This window comes from Pseudoalteromonas luteoviolacea DSM 6061 (genome assembly GCF_001625655.1).
Taxonomy (GTDB): Bacteria; Pseudomonadota; Gammaproteobacteria; order Enterobacterales; family Alteromonadaceae; genus Pseudoalteromonas; species Pseudoalteromonas luteoviolacea.
In genome coordinates this window covers 1-20,947 of sequence record NZ_AUYB01000095.1, presented here as the reverse complement: position 1 = coordinate 20,947, position 20,947 = coordinate 1, and the positions used below count along the sequence as shown (strand labels likewise).

The following is a 20,947-nucleotide window of genomic DNA, read 5'->3' as shown; positions in this document are numbered from 1 at the left end:
AAAGCCAACTCAGGAGTAAGTAGGTAAATCGATGATTAATGGTCAAATAATGTTACACTGAGTTAAATTCATTTTATCAGTCGAGCAGCTTGCTTCAAATGAAGCCACCTTGGTAAGGTGTGGTTGTATATCTTGATAGTCTTGTTGGATTGAATATGTTATCTATTTTTAAGTCAAAGCCATTATTAGAAGACGCAGAGTCTCAATCTATAATGGAGTTATTTTTATGGGCTGTAGAGCATTTTGACAGTGAGTATTTTTTACAGCATACCCAAATTGTTCAGCCTACAGAGCAATTCTTTCCCGATCGAGTAAGCAGCGTTGAAGAAATGGCAGGTTCAGTGTTTCAACGTGTTAAGGAGTATGCGGGGCTCACAAAGTGGCCAATCCAACTGACTCCACCGCAATTTATGCAACTTCAACAAACTTTTCCTCACTTTAGTTTTGCCCATGGTATTAGAGGGGAAAGTATTGAGCTCGTTCAGGCACCATTACAGCCTGTGTCGGTTTCCTATAACCCCAATCAAATTAACCAACCACAAGACCTTGTAGCTAGCATGGCAGGGAGTATGGCCCTAATGCTTATTCATCAGGTCGGCAAGCTGCCTCCTGGTGGCCAGCAAAATTTAGCCGTGGCGGCGGATGTTTTAGCTATTTTTATGGGGTTTGGCACCATGCTGTGCAACACCGCTTATCATTTTAGGGGGGGATGTGGTTCGTGTTACAACCCATATGCAAATCGTCAAGCGGCTTTAAGTGAGCAAGAAAGTGTGTTCTTACATGCTCTAGTTTGTCATTTTAAACCAACAAGCCAAGGTGGAAAGCATTTAAAGCCGCACTTAAAAAGCATGTACAAGCAAGCAGAAAAGCAGTTAAAACAAATATTACAATCAACACCCGATCCCCTTTTATTGGCTCTGGAGGATCGTAGCCGTGCTTGAATATCTTGACGAATTTATCATAATTGCGCTCGCACACTTTTTTGCAGTAGCCAGTCCAGGTCCTGACTTTGCTATAGTTTTAAAACAGAGTGTTCAGCAAGGTAGAAAGAACGCTCTCTACACGAGTGCAGGAGTTGGGCTGGGTATTTTTGTCCATGTTAGTTATTGTCTGTTGGGAGTGGCGTTGGTGTTATCGCAGTCACCTGAGCTATTCAATGCTTTCAAATATCTGGCTGGTGCTTACTTAGCTTATATGGGAATACAGGCTCTACGCTCTGCAAAGCAAACAGACGCGCAACAAGCTATTCAAGAAGAGTCACCGGAGGAGTCAAACTTTAAAGCGCTTAGACGTGGCTTTTTGGTAAATGCTTTAAATCCAAAGGCAACCCTATTTTTCTTATCTTTGTTTACACTCATGATAGATCCAGAAACCCCACAGCAAGTACAAATTTTTTATGGTGTGTATATGGCGCTCGCTACTTGGATCTGGTTTTCTGTTTTGTCAGTGATTTTATCAAAGAATTCAGTGAGGCGTTTTTTCCACCGAGCAGGGCATTGGTTTGACCGTGGAATTGGTGTGATTTTGATACTGTTAGCATTGAGAGTTGTAGTATAGGGAGACACTGTGAGTAAGCCTGTATATTACTTCGCGTATGGCTCAAATTTATCAACAAAACGATTGTTCTCTCGCCTACCGCAAGCACAGCATGTTGGTGTTGCCGAGTTATTCGGGCATGTTTTAACCTTTGCTATGTTGAGCAAAGATGGATCTGCCAAGTGCGATATAAAACCAGAAGCATCCGACTTTGGCAAAGTGCTGGGGGTGATTTATCAACTTTCAGAGACTGAGCTAAGTCAACTAGATTGTATCGAAGGAGAGCGCTATGATCGGGTTGCCAAGCTGGTGAAGTTGCAAAGTGGCCAGCAAATAACTGCATATTGTTACATCGCTAATACGTTTCACTCTGGTGAAGCTCCTTTTAGTTGGTATAAGCAGCATGTGCTGTATGGTGCTAAGGAGCATAACTTTCCCTGTGACTATATAAACCACATAAAAAATCAAACAAGCACGCAAGATCCTGATATCCGTCGGGAGAAACGAGAACTAGAAATATATAAATAACAAGGCAATATGGAAATGAAGCAAACTCTATGGCGTAAAGTGTGTATCGGTTCTGCACTACTAATAAGCAGCAATGCATTCGCTCTCACTGATGCTCAACTTACTGAAGTTGAAAACTCAGTACACCAAGCAATGAAAAGCTTTGCAATTCCCGGACTAGCAGTCGGCATCGTTAATGATGGAAAGGTCGTTATGGCTAAGGGCTTTGGGGTAAAAACTTACGGAAAAGACAATCCTGTTGATGCGAATACTTTATTTGGTATTGCTTCTAACAGCAAAGCCTTTACTGCAGCCGCTTTGGCTATACTGGTTGAGCAAGGAAAGGTAAGTTGGGATGACAAGGTCATCAAGCATATACCTGAGTTTGAACTTTACGACCAGTCGTTGACCAAGCAGGTGACAATTCGCGATCTTTTAAGTCATCGCAGTGGGCTTGCATTAGGGGCCGGTGACCTAATGATCTGGCCTGATACTGATAAATCAATAAAAGACATACTTGCAGGTCTCAAACACTTAAAGCCTGTATCGCAGTTTCGCAATGGATATAACTATAACAACTTGATGTTTGTTGTGGCTGGCGAAGTTGTGGCCCGTGCAAGTGGTATGAGTTGGCATGATTTTATTGAACAAAATATTTTCTCAAAAGTGGGTATGGAAGGATCGTACGCGGCATTTTCTCGGATCCCTCATACGAATTCGAACTTTGCTACAGGAACTATCGAGTATCAAGGTCAACTAGAAGAATTTATTGGTGATTACTTAGAAGATTTTCGCAGTGCAGGCTCTATTGCATCTAACGTCACAGACATGACTAAGTGGATGCAAACACAAATGTCTGGCGGCAAAACACCAAGTGGTGAACAGTTATTTGATGCGACATCACAAGGTAATATGTGGTTGCCTCATATTATGCGCCAGCCCAGTGAAAAGGCATTGCAAAAATTTAGACAGCACTTTAAAGGCTATGGCTTAGGCTGGTCGTTAGAGAGTTACTTTGGCTATAAAAAAGTGGGCCATATGGGTGGCATCCTTGGGATGGGTTCGCAAGTTGCTATGATTCCAGAAAAAGGGGTTGGGGTAGTATTGTTATCAAATCAGCAAGCTTATCCTGCTCTGAGAGCAATTGCGAATGAAGTGTTTGAACAAGCACTTGGGCTAGAGCCTCAAGACTGGGTTGTGGATAGCGCTAAGGCCTATAAAGAAAGTCGTATTGAAAAGTACAGTGCGCTTGGGCCTACTAAGCCAGACAATAAGAAAAAGAGTTTGTCACTTGAGCATTATACAGGCACTTTGCGTAGCCCTTGGTATGGTGACGTGATTGTAGAAAAGATCGCAGGTGAGATGCGTATTGATTTTACTCATACCGGGCTGTTAAAAGGTTCACTACTGCACCACGATGGTCACAGTTTTGTCGTTAAATGGGATGAAAAGCTATTGGAAGCCGATGCCTACATTCATTTTAAATTGAATGATAGCAACCATGTTGAAAGTGCGACTATGGAGTGGGTAAATCCAGAGATCACTGACTTTAGTTTTGATTTTCACAACCTAAACCTTAAAGCCTTCCCTGAGCCTAAAAACTAGCTACAGGGTCTTAAACCAAAGTATCAAAGCTCACGCAGGTAAGCTTTGATACACTTGAATCAGACTCTATCAAGGAATAGTTATGCGCACAGCCATTATTAGCCACCCTTTTTGCCGCAAGCACAAAATGCATGACGAGCACCCAGAGTGCCCAAAACGACTGGATGCAATTTCTGATCGTATTCTAGCGTCAGGGTTAGATATTGCTCTGACGCATTTAAGCGCCCCCAAAGCTGAAGTTGCTCATATAGCACTGGCCCATGACAGAGAACATATTGATCAAGTTTTTGATTCGATACCTACGCAGGGGCTGGCAGAATTGGATGGCGATACTTCGCTGTGTCGCGACTCATTGAAAGCGATTGAGCGAGCAGTTGGCGCCGGCATAATGGCTGTAGACGAAGTCTTAGCTGGTCGCCTTGACGCAGCATTTTGTTCAGTTCGACCTCCTGGACATCACGCCAGCCGCAATCAATCTGCTGGCTTTTGTGTCTTTAATAACGTGGCTATTGCAGTGGCGTATGCCAAACAGCAGGGTGTGAAGCGAATTGCTGTGCTGGACATTGATGTGCACCATGGAGATGGTACACAAGCCATTGTTAAAGATAGCCCCGATGTACTGTTTTGCTCCTTATTTCAGTACCCCTTCTATCCGAATAGCGAAATTGAAAATACCGAGACTATTATTAATTCACCCTTGCCGGTCGCCAGCGATGGAAATGACCTACGAGCATTGTATAGCCAACAGTGGCTGCCAAAAATCCGCGCTTTCAAACCTGAGCTGATTTTCATTAGTGCTGGATTTGATGCGCATTTAGAAGACGAGATGGGCGGATTAAAGTTTGTTGAGAGCGACTATGCTTGGTTCACCAAAGAAGTTGCCACGCTCAGCAAAGAGTTAAGTTGTTTAGGGATTATCTCTTACTTGGAGGGCGGTTACGACCTATCATCACTAGGTCGCAGTGTTGAAACCCATTTGAGAACGCTTGCTGAATTCTAATTGGTCTCTTTTAATAAGCTAAATAATTGGTCTAGCCGATTTATTTGTATTTTTGCAGTACAACAGTGTCCTTCTGAGACCAATTTTTGTTGCACTAATGTTGTTAAATTTATATAGCTTGGCAAACTTTTAGGGGTGCCATCTTGGTCGTAAACATCTCCAGACTCATTAATATAGACTGCTGTTTTTAATTGTTTTTCTGTTAGGTAAAACAAGCACTCTTCAAGACTTTTTGCGCTGTCCACATACTCTATACTTTGGTCGAATATAAGCACTAATGGGTACGAATTAATCATAATAATTTGTTCTCAGTCAAAGTCGTCATTAAGTCGCCAAGTATACTCAAGTTGAAGGGGTTATTGCGAGGAAAGTGCTTATGATGGATGATTCACGTCAGCTGAAAATTAAAGACGTGTTTTCGACTAACTTGCTGTCATGTGACTATTCGACCAGTCTGTATGATGCGCTCTGCATTATGCGAAAACATAGTATTAGTTCTATTTTTGTCAAAAACAACAATGAAATTGTTGGGATTTGGACTGAGTCTGATTGTGTCAAACTTGATGTCAAGAATATTCATATTGTGGATTTGCCGATAGGGCAGGTCATGACAACGCCTGTACACGATATTCTCATTGATAAGACTTTGAGTGAAGCGACCGTGAAACTCCACCAATTAGGGATAAGACACCTATTGGTGAAAGATCAAAATTTTGTTCCTATTGGCGTAGTATCACTGTCTGATATCGTGCGTAACCAAGGTCTTGATCACTACTTACACTTTCGCCCAATTGAAGATCACTACGACAAAAGTGTAAAAGTGCTAGACAGTGATCAGTGCGTTAGCGATGCCATTGAAGTTATGCGAGCTGAAAGAGCTACGGCTGTATTAGTTTATAATCGACAGCTTGAGGAATATGGCATCATAACTCAGCGAGATGTCGCCTACGCAATCCTAGAGCCACAATGGCAGATGCCATGCTGGCAGTTGGCTAGTTACCCTATGCTATCAATGACTCCTCAAGAAAGTTTATTTGATGCCTACCGTAAGATGACGGTAAAGTCGATTAGACACTTAGTTGTGAGATCCCATGAATCCAATCAAGTTATTGGTCTGTTGGCATTAAAAAATGTACTTACAGAGATTGAAACTGCGTATTGCAGTGAATTAGAAAATGTACTTGCGCAAAGAGATATTGCACTGAGGAAATCCGAGAAGAATTTATATCTTGCCAATCGTATTATTGATGCATCATTAGACGGCATTATGATCACGCGTAGTAGCGGTGAAATCATTCAAATTAACCCTGCATTTAGCGCATTAACAGGCTATCAAGATTATGAAGTAATTGGGAAAACTCCCAGTATTTTGAGTTCAGGTATACATGAAAAGCCCTATTATGACACCATGTGGGAAGAGCTAAAAACCAAGGGTGTCTGGCAAGGGGAGATCTGTAATAAAAAGAAAAGTGGCGAAATTTACGTAGAATGGCTAACAATTATTGAGATCAATGAGCCCTATAGTGATGAAGTACTCTATGCTGCCATATTTAGTGATATTACCGAGCGTAAAAACGCAGAAGAAAAAATAGCTCGCCTTGCATATTTTGATGAGTTGACTGGTTTGCCAAATCGCAGGCTATTTTATGATCGACTTGCAATGGCCCTCGCAGCAGCCCACCGTGATCGGCATAAGATTAGTATCATGTTTATCGACTTGGATCGCTTTAAAGAGGTGAATGATACATTAGGTCATAGCGCTGGAGACAAATTGTTGATCCAAGTGAGTGAGCGGATCAAGTCAATCTTGCATGAGGGTGATACATTGGCAAGATTGGGAGGAGATGAGTTTGTCGTATTACTTACCGAAGTACATGATATGGACAGCGTTGTGACATTTGCAGACAAGCTATTGCGACAGTTTAACAAGTCCTTTGACTTAGGTGAGATATCCGTTGCTGCCACGGCTTCATTAGGCGCTTCAATGTACCCTGAGGATGGTTTGGACAGTGAAAGCCTACTCAAGCATGCGGACGTTGCTATGTACCGTTCTAAAGAATTGGGGCGAAACTCATTTCAAATGTATAAAGCTTCCATGAATGCACGCTCTTTAGAGCGTTTATCAATGCAGAGTCGTTTTCAAAGTGCGCTTGAAAATGGAGAGTTCGAGTTGTACTTTCAGCCATTAAAATGTCTAGCGAGTGGACGTGTAATGAGCTTGGAATGTTTATTGCGATGGCAAGATCCAAACTTAGGGATGATCTCTCCTGGGCAATTTATCCCCTTAGCAGAAGAGCTGGGGCTCATTGTTAAACTGGACGAGTGGGTGATTGATAGGGCATGCGCGCAATTGGCGACGTGGTATCAGCAAGGGTGTGAGGTCCGTCGATTAGCCATTAATGTTTCGGCGCAACACCTCACCCAAGGTGATTTAGTCAATACGCTAAAATCTGCACTCGAAAAGTATGATGTAATGGGGCGTCAAATAGAGCTAGAGCTTACTGAAAGTTGCTTTGTGGGTAACTTTCAAAAAGCTAAAAAAGTGCTGGGAGAATTAAAAGATCTAGGTATTAGCATTGCGCTTGATGATTTTGGTACTGGATATTCTGCGCTGAGTTATTTGACTAAGCTACCCATTGATATTCTCAAGATCGATCCGAGCTTTATCGCCAAAATCCCTGATGAGTATGGCAATAGTGAAGTCGTAAGTGCAATTATTGCGATGGCAAAAGCATTAAAATTGTATGTTGTTGCTGAGGGGGTTGAGAAACCAGAGCAAATGCAGTTTTTGCAGAAACTGGGGTGTCATGCTATGCAGGGGTATTTATATTGTAAGCCGCTCTCTCAAGCGGCTTGGGCTAGATTCTATCAGGCAGAAAAACTGACTTCGTAAGAAGTAAATTTACGAATGTTGATGACGCCTTTATCAAAGATAAGGTATTGACCCTTGATGCCTTTCAGTACGCCTGTGACTGTTGGTTCTTTGTCGAAATTGAAAGAGCTGATTTTAGTCGGATATTCACCCACAGGAAAAGAGAGATCAACAACTTCTTCATCGAGTCTTTCTATGGCTGTTGCCCCAAATAGCTGTGCGAGTTCATCTAGCTTTTCTTCAATCTTAGGAATTAAGATTTTCGCGCTTTCTTTGAGGTCTAGTTCAGGGTTGATGCCTTTTAGCATATTGCGCCAATTCGTTTTATCAGCAATATATTCTGCTAGTGCGACTTCTACTAGACCGGACTGCAAACGCGTTTGCACCTTAAAAATTGGTAATGCTTGAGTAGCCCCCTGATCTATCCAGCGCGTGGGGATTTGAGTATGTCTGGTTATCCCTACCTTTAGGCCAGAAGTATTGGCTAAATAGACATAGTGAGGGATCATACAATTTGCTTCTCCCCACTCTGGTTCTCTACAGGTGCCTTGGTCGAAATGGCAGGTTTCTGGCTTCATAATGCACATATCGCAACTAGCCAACTTTTTCATACAAACAAAGCAGTGTCCCTGAGAGTAGCTTTTTTTGGTTTTTTTACCGCAACTACAACAGTAAATGTTACCACTGAAAGTGAGGGTGACTTCGCGCCCGAAATACTCATTAAGGTTGATAAGTTCATCACCAATTGGTAGCTGGTATTGAATTGGGTTTGTGAGTGTGGCTTTGAGCTTTTTCAAAGTACCTTGCATCTTTACGCCCCTAAAGATGAGTCAAAAGGAGATCCTAGCAAGTCAGCAACAAAATACCAATGGTTAAAATAAAAAACTGATATATTTCAATTGTTTGAAATTGATACTGGTTTTTATTCTTATTCAAGATTTATCAAGGGATATAAAAAAGGCAGCTGTTTATTCAGCTGCCTTTTAAAGACGTAAGGTCTTTATTGCTCTCTTGCTATTGCGCGATAAGCAATATCTGTACGGTATTCAACGCCATCCCAATTGATGTCTTTTACTAGTGCATAAGCGCGTTTTTGCGCTTCAGTTACTGAGTGCCCTAGTGCTGTTGCACATAACACGCGGCCTCCAGCAGTGACGACATCATCACCTTGTTGCTTAGTGCCCGCATGAAAAACCTTCTCACCTTCAGAATACTCAACTTGAAGGCCAGAAATAACATCACCTTTCGGGTAGCTTGCAGGGTAACCTTTTGCAGCCAGTACAACACCTACAGCAGCTCTTGGATCAAATTGAATATCAGTTTGATCAAGTTCTTGTCTGTTTGCGGCTTCGATAAGCGATACCAAATCAGACTGTAAACGCAACATGATGGGTTGCGTTTCAGGGTCACCGAAGCGACAGTTGTACTCAATTACCTTTGGTGTCCCATCAGCAGTGATCATAAGTCCAGCGTATAAGAAGCCAGTATATGGGTGTCCCTCTGCGGCCATACCCTCAACAGTCGGGTGTATCACTTCGTCCATAATGCGATTATGGATTTCTTGTGTAACAACTGGTGCTGGTGAATACGCACCCATACCACCTGTATTTGGACCTTCGTCGCCATTGTATGCACGCTTGTGGTCTTGGCTGGTGGCGAAAGGTAAAACATTTTTACCATCTACCATAACGATGAAAGACGCTTCTTCACCTTCAAGAAACTCTTCGATTACTACACGGCTACCAGCATCTCCAAATGCATTGCCAGCTAGCATATCGCGAATTGCTTCTTCAGCCTCAGACTCTGTCATCGCAACGATTACGCCTTTGCCTGCTGCTAAACCGTCTGCCTTAACAACAATCGGTGCACCTTGCTCTTTGACATAAGCAATAGCAGGGTCTATCTCGGTAAACGTTTGATAGCTTGCCGTTGGGATTTTATGTCTCGCTAAAAAATCTTTTGTGAAAGATTTCGAGCCTTCGAGCTGCGCAGCGGCTTGTGTTGGGCCAAATATCGCAAGCCCTTCCGAACGGAAGCGATCTACAACGCCAATTACAAGTGGCGCTTCAGGGCCAACAATCGTCAGTTCAACTTTTTGCTCTTTAGCAAACGCGACTAATGCGTCTAGGTCTTCTACACCAATAGCTACGTTTTCTAACTTTGGCTCTAGTGCAGTACCTGCGTTACCAGGTGCAACGAATACAGTTTTTACAGATGGGTTTTGAGCGGCTTTGAACGCAAGTGCGTGTTCACGGCCACCGCTGCCAATGACAAGTACATTCATGGCAAAGTTTCCTATTAAATCTTTTTAAACTTTAAAGTCATACGGTCGCTTTCCCCAATCGCTTTGTACTGTGCAGACTTCTCGTCTCCCAGTGCAAGTCTAGGTGGCAGTGTCCAAACACCGCGCGGGTGGTTAGCACTATCCAGTGGGTTAGCATTGATTTCGCTGCTTGCTACCAATTCAAAGCCTGCTTTTTTTGCCATCTCAATGACGTAGCTTTGCTTCATATAACCTGAACGTTTCTGATCTTCAGTATCACGGTGCTCTGGTAAACGGTGTTCTACAACACCTAAAATGCCGCCTGGCTTCAAAGCTTTATGAAAAGCCTGAAAAGACTTTAGCACTCCTTCGTCACCTGGACGCATGTACCAGTTGTGAACATTACGGAAGGTAAGAACCATATCCGCAGATCCTGCTGGTGCAACGTCGTGGTGAGAGGCTGCTGAAAACTCAGTGACTTGAACCTCACTAAATCTTGAGTCAGTAGCTACTTTCTTTTTGAAGGCTGCAAGTGAGTTTTTGAAGTACTCGCGCTCAGAACTTGCAGGGAAGTGCGCCGCATATAGCGTGCCTTGCCCCTTGATAGTGGGTGCAAGTATTTCAGTATACCAACCGCCGCCAGGAGAAATTTCTACTACCGTCATGTTCGGCTTTAGACCAAAAAACTCCAATGTTTGGACTGGATTACGGTATTTATCACGCGCACGGTTGTTTTCTGCACGTTCACTGCTTTGCGCTGCTTTGGCAATGCTGGCAGTTGAACTATCAGAACCCGTTGTACTACTACAACCTGCTAATGCAGTAACGATGCCCGCGGCAATTAAAGCTTTAATACCTAATTTCATTATTCAGTTCCTTCAAGTTATTGTGATTGTCTTTTGGCCAGAATACTTGAATTTGGTGCAAACAAAAAGCGCGAAACGGTAAACATCTCGCGCTTTTCGATTAATGGCGGAAATGGCGCATTCCTGTGAATACCATTGCCATACCCGCTTCGTCTGCGGCTGCAATGACTTCTTCGTCACGCATTGAGCCGCCAGGCTGGATCACAGCTGTGATCCCGGCCTCTGCTGCTGCATCTATACCGTCACGGAATGGGAAGAATGCATCAGATGCCATTACTGAACCTTTAACTTCAAGGTTTTCATCAGCGGCTTTAATACCTGCAATTTTGGCAGAGTAAACACGGCTCATTTGGCCTGCACCTACACCGATCGTCATTCCATCGCGTGCGTAAACGATTGCGTTTGATTTTACAAACTTAGCTACTTTCCAGCAGAACAATAGATCTTTAAGTTCTTGCTCAGTTGGCTGGCGCTTAGATACAACCGTTAAATCATCGAGAGTAACCATGCCCTGATCGCGGTCTTGAATTAGCACGCCACCATTAACACGTTTGATGTCTACACCCGTAGATTTTACATCCCACTGGCCACACTCAAGCAGACGCACATTTTTCTTTTCAGAAACGATCTCTGCAGCTTCTGCTGAAATACTTGGAGCGATGATAACCTCAACAAACTGGCGCTCTACTATTGCTTTTGCTGTTGCTGCATCTAGTTCGCGGTTGAATGCGATGATACCGCCAAAGGCTGATGTAGGGTCTGTTTTGAAAGCTCTGTCATAAGCACTTAAGATATCTTTGTCTTCTGCAACACCACATGGATTTGCATGCTTAACGATAACACAAGCAGGAGCTGTGAAACTTTTAACACACTCTAATGCAGCGTCAGTATCAGCGATATTATTAAATGACAATGCTTTACCTTGAAGTTGCTTTGCAGTTGCAACTGAAGCTTCTTCAATATCATTTTCAACATAAAATGCAGCGTCTTGGTGTGAGTTTTCACCATAACGCATATCTTGCTTTTTAGTGAACTGCATGTTGATAGTGCGTGGGAACTTCGTTTCTTCAGCTGCTTCTTCAGTGTAGTCAGCGACTAGTTTACCAAAGTAATTTGCGATCATGCCGTCATATTGTGCAGTATGCTCGTATGCTGCAATAGCTAAATCAAAACGAGTTTTGTATGTTGTTGAACCCTGATTGTCTTTAATTTCAGCAAGGACGCGATCATAATCACTCGCATTCACGACAATCGTTACATCTTTGTGGTTTTTTGCCGCAGCACGAACCATTGTTGGGCCACCGATGTCGATATTCTCGATAGCATCTTCAAGGCTGCAGTCAGCTTTTGCAACAGTTTGTGCAAAGGGGTATAAGTTAACTACAACCATATCAATAGCAGAGATGTTATTGTCTGCCATGACATCTTCATCTTGGCCACGACGCCCCAAGATACCACCGTGTACTTTTGGGTGGAGGGTTTTCACGCGACCATCCATGATCTCTGGGTGGCCTGTGTAGTCAGATACTTCCGTTACCTGAATGCCATTATCGGCTAGGAGCTTGCAAGTACCGCCTGTAGAAAGTAGTTCAACGCCAGACTCTGCAAGAGCGCGGGCAAACTCAACGATACCGGTTTTATCTGACACGCTTAAAAGTGCGCGACGAATAGGACGATGTATATCCATGATGGTTATGATTTCCTCAATGATTAGTTAAGGGCTAGCTTAGAAAGGCTGTATTTTAGCTCAACTAGGATGAGAAAACGATGGAAATCATGTTAACGAGGTTGAGAAAAACTGAACTTAATCGCTAAGGACGTCTGTGAGTGATAAATGTAACTATAAAAGGGAGAGGTATGAGATTAAAAAATTTGAAGTTAAATGGTATGAGATGGGCAGTGTTCGAAAACGCCTGCTGAAAGGCGCTTTCGAGCAATAAAAATACGGATTAGTTCATGCCGTACTTTTTAAGCTTCTTACGAAGAGTACCGCGGTTGATACCTAGTAAGATTGCAGCGCGAGTTTGATTGCCTCGAGTGTAAGTCATTACTTCTTCAAGTAAAGGAGCTTCTAGTTCTGATAAAACTAGCTCGTAAACATCTTGCACGTCTTGACCATTTAACTGCTTTAAATAGTGGTGGACAGCTTTTTTAACTGCATCGCGTAATGGTTGCGGTTTCTCTTGTGACTGAACATGAGCGTTAGTGATAAAAGGAGAAGTCACATTTTGTTCGAACATCTTTATGTCTCTTTCTTAGTTAGCTGCTAGTGTTTCAAAATAGTTTTCTAATGCCTCGATTTGCGCTTCTGGCGTTTCAAGGGCATTGAATACTCGCCTAAATTGACCTTCTTGGTCATGGGACTGCAAATACCAAGATACATGTTTGCGTGCGATGCGCGCACCCATTGGTTCACCGTAAAACTGATGGAGGTTAAGCAGGTGCTCCATCAAAATACTACGGACTTCGGATACTTCCGGTGTCGGTAGATGTTTTCCAGTTCGCAAATAATAGTCTATCTCTCGGAAAATCCAAGGACGACCTTGGGCGGCTCGACCAATCATGATGGCATCTGCGCCCGTATATTCCAAAACCTGTTTGGCTTTTTCTGGAGACGTTATGTCACCATTTGCCACGACAGGGATAGATACCGAATGCTTTATCGCTTTGATAGTGTCGTATTCTGCCTCACCTTTATACATGCAAGCACGCGTTCTACCGTGTACTGCCAGTGATGCAATACGATTGCGTTCGGCTATTCTCGCAATTTCGACACCGTTACGGTGCTCAGGATCCCATCCTGTACGGATTTTTAAGGTTACAGGTACTTCAACCGCGTCAACCACGGCTTGTACTATTTCCTCAACAAGATCCGGATACTGCAATAGTGCAGAACCTGCGAGTTTCTTGTTCACTTTTTTGGCAGGGCAACCCATATTAATATCTATGATTTGCGCGCCATTTTGGACATTGAATTGCGCAGCTTGTGCCATGAGTTCAGGATCTGCTCCTGCAATCTGCACTGAACGTATGCCTGACTCACCTGAATGATCCATACGGTTCATAGACTTGTCAGTTTTCCATACCTTTGGATTTGAAGACAACATTTCCGAAACAGCCAGTCCAGCACCTAGACGTCGACATAACTGTCTAAAGGGACGGTCTGTGATCCCCGCCATTGGCGCGACGATTACATTGTTTTCAAGTTGGTATGGGCCTATACGCACTGCTATTCAATCTGCCTCATTTCAAGGGGCGCTAAGTTTACGGTTTTTTTCGCAAAAATCAAAGGCTATAAATTGAACATAAGTGCTTTTTTTTTGAACTTTTTGGGTTGACTTTTGGTAACAATATGAAGGTGGGAAAAAATTGTTTTAAAAATAATCAAAAAAACTTTATATGACAGTTTTAAATTATTTATATTGCTGTAAAAAAAGCGTAAAGCCTGTTAATTGGTGGCTTTACGCGTAATAGACTACTAACTCAGTATTTGGTCATTACAGTTGTTATTCTTTTGTAATGCCACTTACTCGAGTCCATTCACCTTCTTGCTTTATTGCGTCCAAATCAACATACGGTGCATAGACATTTGCGACGGATTCAGCCTGCTCTTCTAATATCCCGGACATGGCAATTGCACCGTGTGGCTTTAAAAAACCTAGAATGATTTCGTGCAGCTCTCGCAATGGTTGAGCAAGAATATTGGCCACTATGATATCAGCTTTGAATTCAGGCTGATTCTCTGGTAGGTAAACTTCAAGCTGGTCAGCTACGCCATTTCGCTCTGCATTATCTCTGCTTGCAACTAAGGCTTGAGGGTCGATATCAATACCAATAACGCGTTCTGCGCCTAGCTTTATGGCGGCAATGCCAAGAATGCCTGAACCACACCCAAAATCGACAACTGTTTTACCGCTTAAGTCTTGTGCTTCAAGCCATTTTAAGCAAAGAGAAGTGGTTGCATGGGTTCCTGTACCAAAAGCAAGACCTGGATCGAGCAGTACATTGACAGCGTCAGGATCTGGGATATCGCGCCAGCTAGGGCAGATCCATAAACGTTCACCAAATTTAATTGGGTGGAAGTTATCCATCCATTCACGTTCCCAGTCTTTATCTTCTAATTGCTCAATTTTATATTTTAAAGGCTCAGACATGTTTTCGGTCAAATATGTGACCACAGATTGCATATCGTGTGTTGCTTCAAAAAGGCCAATAACAGTTGTTTCTGGCCATAGAATCACTTCGCCTGGCTTGGGCTCGTAGACCGGATTGTTCTGACTATCGATAAAAGTTACAGAAGGGCAACCGATGTCCATCAGTAAATCGCTGATTTGATCTGCGGTTTCTTTGTTAGCATCAATTCGGATTTGGATCCAAGCCATAATGTTGTTCCTATTAAATTTCGCAATTTTCACAAAGAGTAATATGCACTCTTTGTTATGAGCGTTCGCGCCTGTAAGTTAGGAGACCTATTGTTACGTCGGCTCGCAATACAGTTGAAGAGGTCACGCGCTCACTATTAATTCAAATAAAAAGGCCGCAAGAAGCGGCCTTTTTTAGTAAGTTTTACTCTTAGCCTTTTACGTCTAAGAAGCTTTTCAGTAAATCAGAGCGAGAAGGGTGTCTTAATTTACGAAGTGCTTTCGCTTCAATCTGACGAATACGCTCACGTGTAACGTCGAACTGCTTACCAACTTCTTCTAAAGTATGGTCAGTGTTCATATCGATACCAAAGCGCATACGCAGTACTTTTGCTTCTCTAGCTGTTAGGCCTGCAAGTACTTCGTTAGTTGCGCCACGTAGGCTTTCCATCGTCGCAGAGTCAATCGGGGATTCAATTGTCGTATCCTCGATGAAATCACCAAGATGTGAATCTTCATCATCACCAATTGGCGTTTCCATTGAAATTGGCTCTTTTGCAATCTTCAATACCTTACGGATTTTATCCTCAGGCATCATCATACGCTCAGCTAATTCCTCAGGACTAGGCTCGCGACCCATTTCCTGTAGCATTTGACGAGAAATACGATTCAGCTTGTTGATCGTTTCGATCATATGTACAGGGATACGGATTGTTCTAGCTTGGTCTGCAATTGAACGAGTAATTGCCTGACGGATCCACCATGTAGCATAGGTTGAGAACTTATATCCGCGACGATATTCAAATTTATCTACCGCTTTCATCAAGCCGATGTTACCTTCTTGGATAAGGTCCAAGAACTGCAAACCACGGTTTGTGTATTTTTTCGCGATTGAGATTACTAGACGCAAGTTTGCTTCAACCATCTCTTTCTTCGCACGGCGTGCTTTTGCTTCACCAATACTCATGCGACGGTTGATATCTTTAATACGCTCAACACTTAAACCTGTGCTTTCTTCAATCGCTTTCAGCTTATTGATACAGCGATCGATTTCAGGTCTCACTTGGCGTAGTTTCTCTGAATGCTTTTCACCAGAGGCAATTTCGGCATCAATCCAAGCTACGTCAGTTTCGTTGTTTGCAAAGTGCTTAACGAATGTTTTCTTTGGCAGTTTTGCTATTTGTACAGCTTGCTTCATGATGATACGTTCTTGAACACGTACTTTGTCCATCATTTCACGCATGTTATTGACCATGCGGTCAAACTGCTTAGGGACTAGCTTAAACTTACGGAATAATTCGCCGATTTCCTGAATTGCAGCTTGTGAATCTGGGTGGCTACGACCTTTTTCTTCAAAGCACTGGCGCGCACTAGTATACAAAGAGCGCAATTCTTCAAAGTGTTCACGCGCAACTTCAGGATCTGGTCCTGACTCGCCTTCTTCTGAGTCATCATCGTCTTCAGACTCATCGTCTTCGTCTTCTAAGTCTTCTTCACTTAGCTCTGAACCGATGTGAGTTGCTGAAATTGTAGCCTCATCGTCTTCTAAAGAATCAAAAAAGCCAGTTACGATGTCACTTAGGCGCATCTCTTCGGCTTGGTATTTATCCCACTGTTCAAGTAAGTAAGTAATTGCTTCAGGGTACTCAGCTACAGAAATCTGTACTTGGTTAATCCCTTCTTCAATTCTTTTTGCAATTAGAATTTCGCCTTCCCGAGTCAGTAGCTCAACGGTACCCATTTCACGCATATACATACGCACGGGATCTGTTGTTCTGCCTATTTCTTTTTCTACCGTTGCTAGCGCAGCTGCTGCTGCTTCTGCCGCATCCTCGTCGGTGGTGGTTTCTTGCATCATCAACTCATCGGCATCAGGGGCTGCTTCAGAAACCTGAATACCCATATCATTGATCATGCTAATGATATCTTCTACTTGATCCGAATCTATGATGTCTTGTGGAAGGTGATCGTTAACTTCTGCAAAAGTTAAGTAACCTTGCTCTTTACCTTTCTGAATCAGAAGTTTGAGTTGTGACTGAGGAGATTGATCCATAGAGATTTTTGCTTCCACTCTGATAAAGTTTATACAACGGGCGCCAGCTAAAAACAGCGTTATTTTGGTTGACGCAGTGAATAGAACATTATAACACCAAAATTTAATTCTGGCCAGTTCTACGAGTGCTTAAAGCTTGTGTTAATAACGCACATTCCAGTCGTTCATCGCTACTTAAGCCCTCTGTTTTGTCCTTAATAAGTAAGGTCTCCAACCGCAGATTTAAACACTGATCTTCAATAAATTTAAAAGTGTGCTTAAACTCGTCTTCAAGTGCTTCTTCTTGAATGTTATGTTGCCAAGTTGCTAGCTTTTTAAGTGCTTCATAATCAGGTGTATCACGAAACGCTTCTAAAATATGTGCGGTTGTATAGTGTTCATTTTCCAAACATGTGTGTTGCAACTTAAGGAATAAAGCCATACCTGGTAGCTGCATATGGGCTAACTCAGGCAAGTAATCTACGCTCTTTGCCAAAATTGGATGTTGCAAAAGCAGGCCAATAGCTCTTCGCATTGGTGTCACCTTAAATTTACGCTCTATTGCGTGTTGCTTTTTAGGTGTAGCCAATTTTGCACTTAATTGTTCTCGCGTCCTTCCGATTAGCCTCGCTAGGGTAGTTAACAATGACTCTTGATAAAATTCACTGGGAATTTTGCTTATCAAAGGAATTGCTTCTGCCAGTAATTTAGCTTTGCCGGCGTCAGTCGTCAGGTCACATTGTTCTGACAGGCGACTGAACAACACTTTACTGTAGTCATCAGCGTTAGAAAGCCTCTGCTCAAACAGAGCTTTTCCTTCTTTTTGCACCAAAGAGTCAGGATCTTCTCCATCTGGTAAAAACACAAAACCAAGAGACTTCCCATCTTTTAAATTTGGCAGTGCATGTTCAAGTGCGCGCCAAGCTGCATCTCGACCAGCTCTGTCACCATCATAACAACAAATAACTTTATCTGTGTTTCGAAACAGTGTTTGCATATGCTCGGTGGTTGTTGCCGTGCCAAGTGCCGCTACAGCATAGTCAATGCCATATTCAGATAATGCAACTACATCCATATAACCCTCAACAATTAAAACTTGTTCGAGGGATTTATGTGCCTGTTTGGCCTCATAAAATCCATAAAGTTCAAAACTTTTATGAAAGATGCGTGTTTCGGGGGAGTTTAAATACTTAGGGCCCTGATCTTGCCCCATTACGCGGCCACCGAAAGCGATAATACGTCCCCGTTTGTCGCGGATAGGAAACATTAAACGGTCACGGAAGAAGTCAAATTGACGGCCTGGAGATTTTTCACTCGCGAGCTTTAATTCCACCAGTTGTTGGCGTTGTGCAGGTGTTCTGGCTAATCGAGAGAGTAAGGCATCCCATTCTGGCGGTGCATATCCGATCAAAAACTTATTAACCGTTTGCTCAGAAAGTCCTCGACCTTGAACATAGTTTTTAACAGAGGCAGAGTTATTGTGATTTGCTAACTGATTTTGATAAAAATTAGCTGTTTGCATCATTAAATCATAATCAGATTTTTTTTCTTCAAAGCTACGTTGTGGTCCACCTAACCCTTGCTCTCTTGGAATATCCAAATTGTAGAGACCCGCAAGCTCTTCAATGGCATCAACAAACTCAAGTTTGTCATACTCCATCAAAAAAGAGATGGCATTGCCATTTGCTCCACAGCCAAAGCAATGATAGAACTGTTTATCTCGAGAGACGGTAAAAGAGGGGGTCTTTTCGTTGTGGAATGGACAACAAGCCTGATAATCTTTACCTGCTTTTTTTAAGCCAATACGACCATCGATTAACTCAACGATATCTGTTCTGGCTAATAGGTCATCGATAAACTGTCGTGGAATTTTGCCTGCCATAATTTTCCTAACGCTTATACGAAGAAACCGAGCGCATGGCTCGGTTTACTAATTTCATACATTTGTATGCGGGTATTATGCGCTTAATCTTTGCTTTATTAAACCAGAGATTTTGCCCATATCGGCACGACCTTCAGCCTTCGCTTTAATCACACCCATTACTTTACCCATGTCTTGCATACCAGCTGCGCCTGTGTCAGCAATGGTTGCGTCGATCATTGCTAAAACCTCTTCCTCTGTTAGAGGTTGCGGTAAGAATGATTCAAGCACTTTTATTTCACCAGCTTCAACGTCTGCTAAGTCTTCTCTTCCTGCATCAGTATACTGAGTGAAAGAGTCTTTGCGCTGTTTAACCAGTTTTACCAACACGGAGGTGATACCAGCATCGTCTAACGTTGTCTGGTTATCAATTTCGCGTTGCTTGACTTCAGCTAGAGCTGCTCTGATAGCCGTAAGACGAGGTTTGTCTTTGGCTTTCATTGCTTCCTTTTGGGCGTCTTTTAGCGTCGCTAATAAGCTCATATGTACAAGACCAAATGTTAATTAGTATAGTTTAACGCGACGTGCGTTTTCACGAGAAAGCTTTTTCATGTGGCGCTTAACAGCAGCTGCTTTCTTACGCTTACGCTCTGCAGTTGGCTTTTCGTAGTGCTCGCGACGACGAACTTCAGAAAGGATACCTGCTTTTTCACATGAACGCTTGAAACGACGAAGTGCTACGTCAAACGGTTCGTTTTCTCTTACTTTAATTACTGGCATTAAAAATTCACCTACCTAAATTATGAGCTTGGCTCAAATTGACCGAAAAATGGTCAATTGGTTCAAAAATGGTGCGGTATTGTAAGCCGAAGCGAGACCGCGTGTAAAGATCAAATTATAGCGGATCTAAATTATTGTGTCATGCCCCAAATCGGGTCAATTAAATTGCCACTAGGCTTTCAAGACCTGCTGAACAGCATACAGGTTACTTGACCAGCTTGTTTTTCCTTCAAAAGCTGCCACTTAGCGGGAAACTCAAATTGCGATTCTCTTTCGAATTCCACATAAATAAGTGTGTTTTCACCTAGCCATTGATTCTTTTCTAGTAACTCACAACAGGGTTCAAGTAAGCTTTTTCTGAATGGTGGGTCAAGAAAAATTACATCGAAAGTTTGCTTCTTTTCATTGTGCTTTAAATATTCTAGAGCGCTCGTATTAAAGACTGTAGCGTTTTCTAACCCAAGCGTCACCACATTTGCTTTAATTTGAGCTGCGGCTCCTTTGTCTAATTCTACAAACGTCGCGTCTTGAGCGAATCGTGATAAGCACTCAAAACCTAAGCTACCAGAACCGGCAAAGCAATCTAATACAGATGCATCTCTGATATCGGCCATTAACCAATTAAACAGTGTTTCTTTAACTCTATCTGTTGTCGGTCTAAGACCCTCAACGTCTTTTACAGGGAGCTTGCGTCCCTTAAATTTACCACTGATTATCCTTATGTGGCCATTGCTTTGGGTTTGAGGCTTCTTTTTTCTCATATAACTTCACTATCGAGTTGCATGTGCACGATTATAAATTTTTCATCTACTTGGAACATGATACACTAGGCGCACATTATGGCGTTAACTCGGTGATTATAACAACGATTACTGAGTGTTTAAGTTGATTGTTAATGTCTTTGCAAAGTTTCTAAAGTTAAAGCTGTAATAAGCTAACAGGCATTCATGTTTAAAATGTGTGATTGGCTGGGCTTTAATACGGTGGATCGTACACAGTGATGAGCACTGAATCGCAATTCAAAAATTTCATGGTATTAGTTGGTTATGGGAAAGAAGAATAAATTTTTGTCTTGGTTGGGTTTTGGTAAATCTGATAAGGCACAAGCGGAACGTGAAGAAGCGGAGCGTTTAGCTAAAGAGCAAGCTGAACGAGAAGAAGCTGAGCATTTAGCCAAAGAGCAAGCGGAACGTGAAGAAGCTGAGCATTTAGCCAAAGAGCAAGCGGAACGTGAAGAAGCAGCGCGTTTAGCTAAAGAGCAAGC

The 20,947-nt window shown here is 42.6% G+C and carries 19 protein-coding genes and 1 pseudogene; 7 read left to right on the top strand and 13 right to left on the bottom strand.

Translation table 11 applies throughout. The annotated features are described in order from the left end of the window. The first annotated feature begins 155 nt into the window (after nucleotides 1–155). The 5 genes from N475_RS07420 (at nucleotide 156) to N475_RS07400 (ending at nucleotide 4,648) form a co-directional block, all read left to right on the top strand. The gene (locus N475_RS07420; RefSeq protein ID WP_063358715.1) at nucleotides 156–941 is read left to right on the top strand and encodes a hypothetical protein; all 786 of its coding nucleotides are present in this window, start codon (nucleotides 156–158) and stop codon (nucleotides 939–941) included. Then, the gene (locus N475_RS07415; RefSeq protein WP_063358716.1) at nucleotides 934–1,557 is read left to right on the top strand and encodes a LysE family transporter; all 624 of its coding nucleotides are present in this window, start codon (nucleotides 934–936) and stop codon (nucleotides 1,555–1,557) included. Before N475_RS07420 ends, N475_RS07415 begins: the two co-directional genes overlap by 8 nt. A gap of 9 nt (nucleotides 1,558–1,566) precedes the next feature. Continuing rightward, nucleotides 1,567–2,064, top strand: a complete 498-nt coding sequence (locus N475_RS07410) for a gamma-glutamylcyclotransferase family protein (protein ID WP_063364977.1) — start codon at nucleotides 1,567–1,569, stop codon at nucleotides 2,062–2,064. A gap of 9 nt (nucleotides 2,065–2,073) precedes the next feature. Then, on the top strand, nucleotides 2,074–3,648 hold the full coding sequence (locus tag N475_RS07405) for a serine hydrolase (RefSeq protein WP_063364976.1): 1,575 nt from the start codon (nucleotides 2,074–2,076) through the stop codon (nucleotides 3,646–3,648). Between the two features lie 82 nt (nucleotides 3,649–3,730). Then, a complete protein-coding gene (locus tag N475_RS07400; protein WP_063358719.1) occupies nucleotides 3,731–4,648 on the top strand; it encodes a histone deacetylase family protein in 918 nt (305 codons plus the stop codon). Here N475_RS07400 and N475_RS07395 read toward each other — a convergent pair. Then, nucleotides 4,645–4,944 carry a DUF4144 family protein gene (locus tag N475_RS07395; RefSeq protein ID WP_063364975.1) on the bottom strand — a complete coding sequence of 100 codons (300 nt, stop codon included), beginning with the start codon at nucleotides 4,942–4,944 and terminating at the stop codon, nucleotides 4,645–4,647. The two genes, N475_RS07400 and N475_RS07395, sit on opposite strands and share 4 nt — an antisense overlap. Nucleotides 4,945–5,024: 80 nt before the next feature. Here N475_RS07395 and N475_RS07390 point away from each other — a divergent pair, with 80 nt between their 5' ends. Continuing rightward, a complete protein-coding gene (locus tag N475_RS07390; RefSeq protein WP_063364974.1) occupies nucleotides 5,025–7,541 on the top strand; it encodes an EAL domain-containing protein in 2,517 nt (838 codons plus the stop codon). On the opposite strand, the gene N475_RS07385 is transcribed toward N475_RS07390, so the two are convergent. From N475_RS07385 to rsmD, 12 genes are all read right to left on the bottom strand, one after another. After that, on the bottom strand, nucleotides 7,517–8,329 hold the full coding sequence (locus N475_RS07385) for a DUF2797 domain-containing protein (protein WP_063358722.1): 813 nt from the start codon (nucleotides 8,327–8,329) through the stop codon (nucleotides 7,517–7,519). The two genes, N475_RS07390 and N475_RS07385, sit on opposite strands and share 25 nt — an antisense overlap. 191 nt (nucleotides 8,330–8,520) lie before the next feature. Then, nucleotides 8,521–9,804: a phosphoribosylamine--glycine ligase gene (gene purD / locus N475_RS07380; protein ID WP_063358723.1), complete on the bottom strand. Its 1,284-nt coding sequence runs from the start codon at nucleotides 9,802–9,804 to the stop codon at nucleotides 8,521–8,523. Nucleotides 9,805–9,818: 14 nt separating this feature from the next. Then, nucleotides 9,819–10,649, bottom strand: a complete 831-nt coding sequence (locus tag N475_RS07375; protein WP_063358724.1) for a class I SAM-dependent methyltransferase — start codon at nucleotides 10,647–10,649, stop codon at nucleotides 9,819–9,821. A 100-nt stretch (nucleotides 10,650–10,749) separates the two neighbouring features. After that, entirely contained in the window at nucleotides 10,750–12,336 is a 1,587-nt protein-coding gene (gene purH / locus N475_RS07370) for a bifunctional phosphoribosylaminoimidazolecarboxamide formyltransferase/IMP cyclohydrolase (protein ID WP_063358725.1), read from the bottom strand. A gap of 262 nt (nucleotides 12,337–12,598) precedes the next feature. Beyond that, a complete protein-coding gene (gene fis, locus N475_RS07365) occupies nucleotides 12,599–12,889 on the bottom strand; it encodes a DNA-binding transcriptional regulator Fis (protein ID WP_010374122.1) in 291 nt (96 codons plus the stop codon). Between the two features lie 15 nt (nucleotides 12,890–12,904). Then, nucleotides 12,905–13,876 (bottom strand): tRNA dihydrouridine synthase DusB, encoded by a 972-nt coding sequence (gene dusB / locus N475_RS07360; RefSeq protein ID WP_081232394.1) that lies wholly within the window; start codon nucleotides 13,874–13,876, stop codon nucleotides 12,905–12,907. A gap of 279 nt (nucleotides 13,877–14,155) precedes the next feature. Further along, the gene (prmA, locus tag N475_RS07355) at nucleotides 14,156–15,031 is read right to left on the bottom strand and encodes a 50S ribosomal protein L11 methyltransferase (RefSeq protein ID WP_063358726.1); all 876 of its coding nucleotides are present in this window, start codon (nucleotides 15,029–15,031) and stop codon (nucleotides 14,156–14,158) included. Between the two features lie 190 nt (nucleotides 15,032–15,221). Then, the gene (gene rpoD, locus N475_RS07350; RefSeq protein WP_063358727.1) at nucleotides 15,222–17,063 is read right to left on the bottom strand and encodes an RNA polymerase sigma factor RpoD; all 1,842 of its coding nucleotides are present in this window, start codon (nucleotides 17,061–17,063) and stop codon (nucleotides 15,222–15,224) included. Nucleotides 17,064–17,166: 103 nt separating this feature from the next. Further along, complete coding sequence (gene dnaG / locus N475_RS07345; RefSeq protein ID WP_063358728.1) at nucleotides 17,167–18,924, bottom strand: DNA primase; 1,758 nt, start codon at nucleotides 18,922–18,924, stop codon at nucleotides 17,167–17,169. 75 nt (nucleotides 18,925–18,999) lie between these two features. After that, nucleotides 19,000–19,446, bottom strand: coding sequence for a GatB/YqeY domain-containing protein (locus N475_RS07340; RefSeq protein ID WP_063358729.1), 447 nt, complete (start codon nucleotides 19,444–19,446; stop codon nucleotides 19,000–19,002). 21 nt (nucleotides 19,447–19,467) lie between these two features. Next, the gene (gene rpsU, locus N475_RS07335; protein WP_010362466.1) at nucleotides 19,468–19,683 is read right to left on the bottom strand and encodes a 30S ribosomal protein S21; all 216 of its coding nucleotides are present in this window, start codon (nucleotides 19,681–19,683) and stop codon (nucleotides 19,468–19,470) included. Between the two features lie 179 nt (nucleotides 19,684–19,862). Then, nucleotides 19,863–20,444 (bottom strand): 16S rRNA (guanine(966)-N(2))-methyltransferase RsmD, encoded by a 582-nt coding sequence (gene rsmD, locus N475_RS07330; RefSeq protein WP_063358730.1) that lies wholly within the window; start codon nucleotides 20,442–20,444, stop codon nucleotides 19,863–19,865. A gap of 285 nt (nucleotides 20,445–20,729) precedes the next feature. On the opposite strand from rsmD, the pseudogene N475_RS07325 reads away from it, so the two are divergent. Further along, a pseudogene (locus tag N475_RS07325) lies at nucleotides 20,730–20,947 on the top strand (signal recognition particle-docking protein FtsY); the annotation flags it as partial.

Excerpts from the sequence above, each read along its gene's own strand:
- purD (WP_063358723.1), bottom strand. The coding sequence starts at position 9,804 with ATGAATGTACTTGTCATTGGCAGCGGTGGCCGTGAACACGCACTTGCG.
- purH (WP_063358725.1), bottom strand. The coding sequence starts at position 12,336 with ATGGATATACATCGTCCTATTCGTCGCGCACTTTTAAGCGTGTCAGAT.
- rpsU (WP_010362466.1), bottom strand. The coding sequence starts at position 19,683 with ATGCCAGTAATTAAAGTAAGAGAAAACGAACCGTTTGACGTAGCACTT.
- N475_RS07405 (WP_063364976.1), top strand. The coding sequence starts at position 2,074 with ATGGAAATGAAGCAAACTCTATGGCGTAAAGTGTGTATCGGTTCTGCA.
- N475_RS07420 (WP_063358715.1), top strand. The coding sequence starts at position 156 with ATGTTATCTATTTTTAAGTCAAAGCCATTATTAGAAGACGCAGAGTCT.
- rpoD (WP_063358727.1), bottom strand. The coding sequence starts at position 17,063 with ATGGATCAATCTCCTCAGTCACAACTCAAACTTCTGATTCAGAAAGGT.
- N475_RS07390 (WP_063364974.1), top strand. The coding sequence starts at position 5,025 with ATGATGGATGATTCACGTCAGCTGAAAATTAAAGACGTGTTTTCGACT.
- N475_RS07400 (WP_063358719.1), top strand. The coding sequence starts at position 3,731 with ATGCGCACAGCCATTATTAGCCACCCTTTTTGCCGCAAGCACAAAATG.
- N475_RS07385 (WP_063358722.1), bottom strand. The coding sequence starts at position 8,329 with ATGCAAGGTACTTTGAAAAAGCTCAAAGCCACACTCACAAACCCAATT.
- fis (WP_010374122.1), bottom strand. The coding sequence starts at position 12,889 with ATGTTCGAACAAAATGTGACTTCTCCTTTTATCACTAACGCTCATGTT.
- N475_RS07340 (WP_063358729.1), bottom strand. The coding sequence starts at position 19,446 with ATGAGCTTATTAGCGACGCTAAAAGACGCCCAAAAGGAAGCAATGAAA.
- rsmD (WP_063358730.1), bottom strand. The coding sequence starts at position 20,444 with ATGAGAAAAAAGAAGCCTCAAACCCAAAGCAATGGCCACATAAGGATA.
- prmA (WP_063358726.1), bottom strand. The coding sequence starts at position 15,031 with ATGGCTTGGATCCAAATCCGAATTGATGCTAACAAAGAAACCGCAGAT.
- N475_RS07395 (WP_063364975.1), bottom strand. The coding sequence starts at position 4,944 with ATGATTAATTCGTACCCATTAGTGCTTATATTCGACCAAAGTATAGAG.
- N475_RS07375 (WP_063358724.1), bottom strand. The coding sequence starts at position 10,649 with ATGAAATTAGGTATTAAAGCTTTAATTGCCGCGGGCATCGTTACTGCA.
- dnaG (WP_063358728.1), bottom strand. The coding sequence starts at position 18,924 with ATGGCAGGCAAAATTCCACGACAGTTTATCGATGACCTATTAGCCAGA.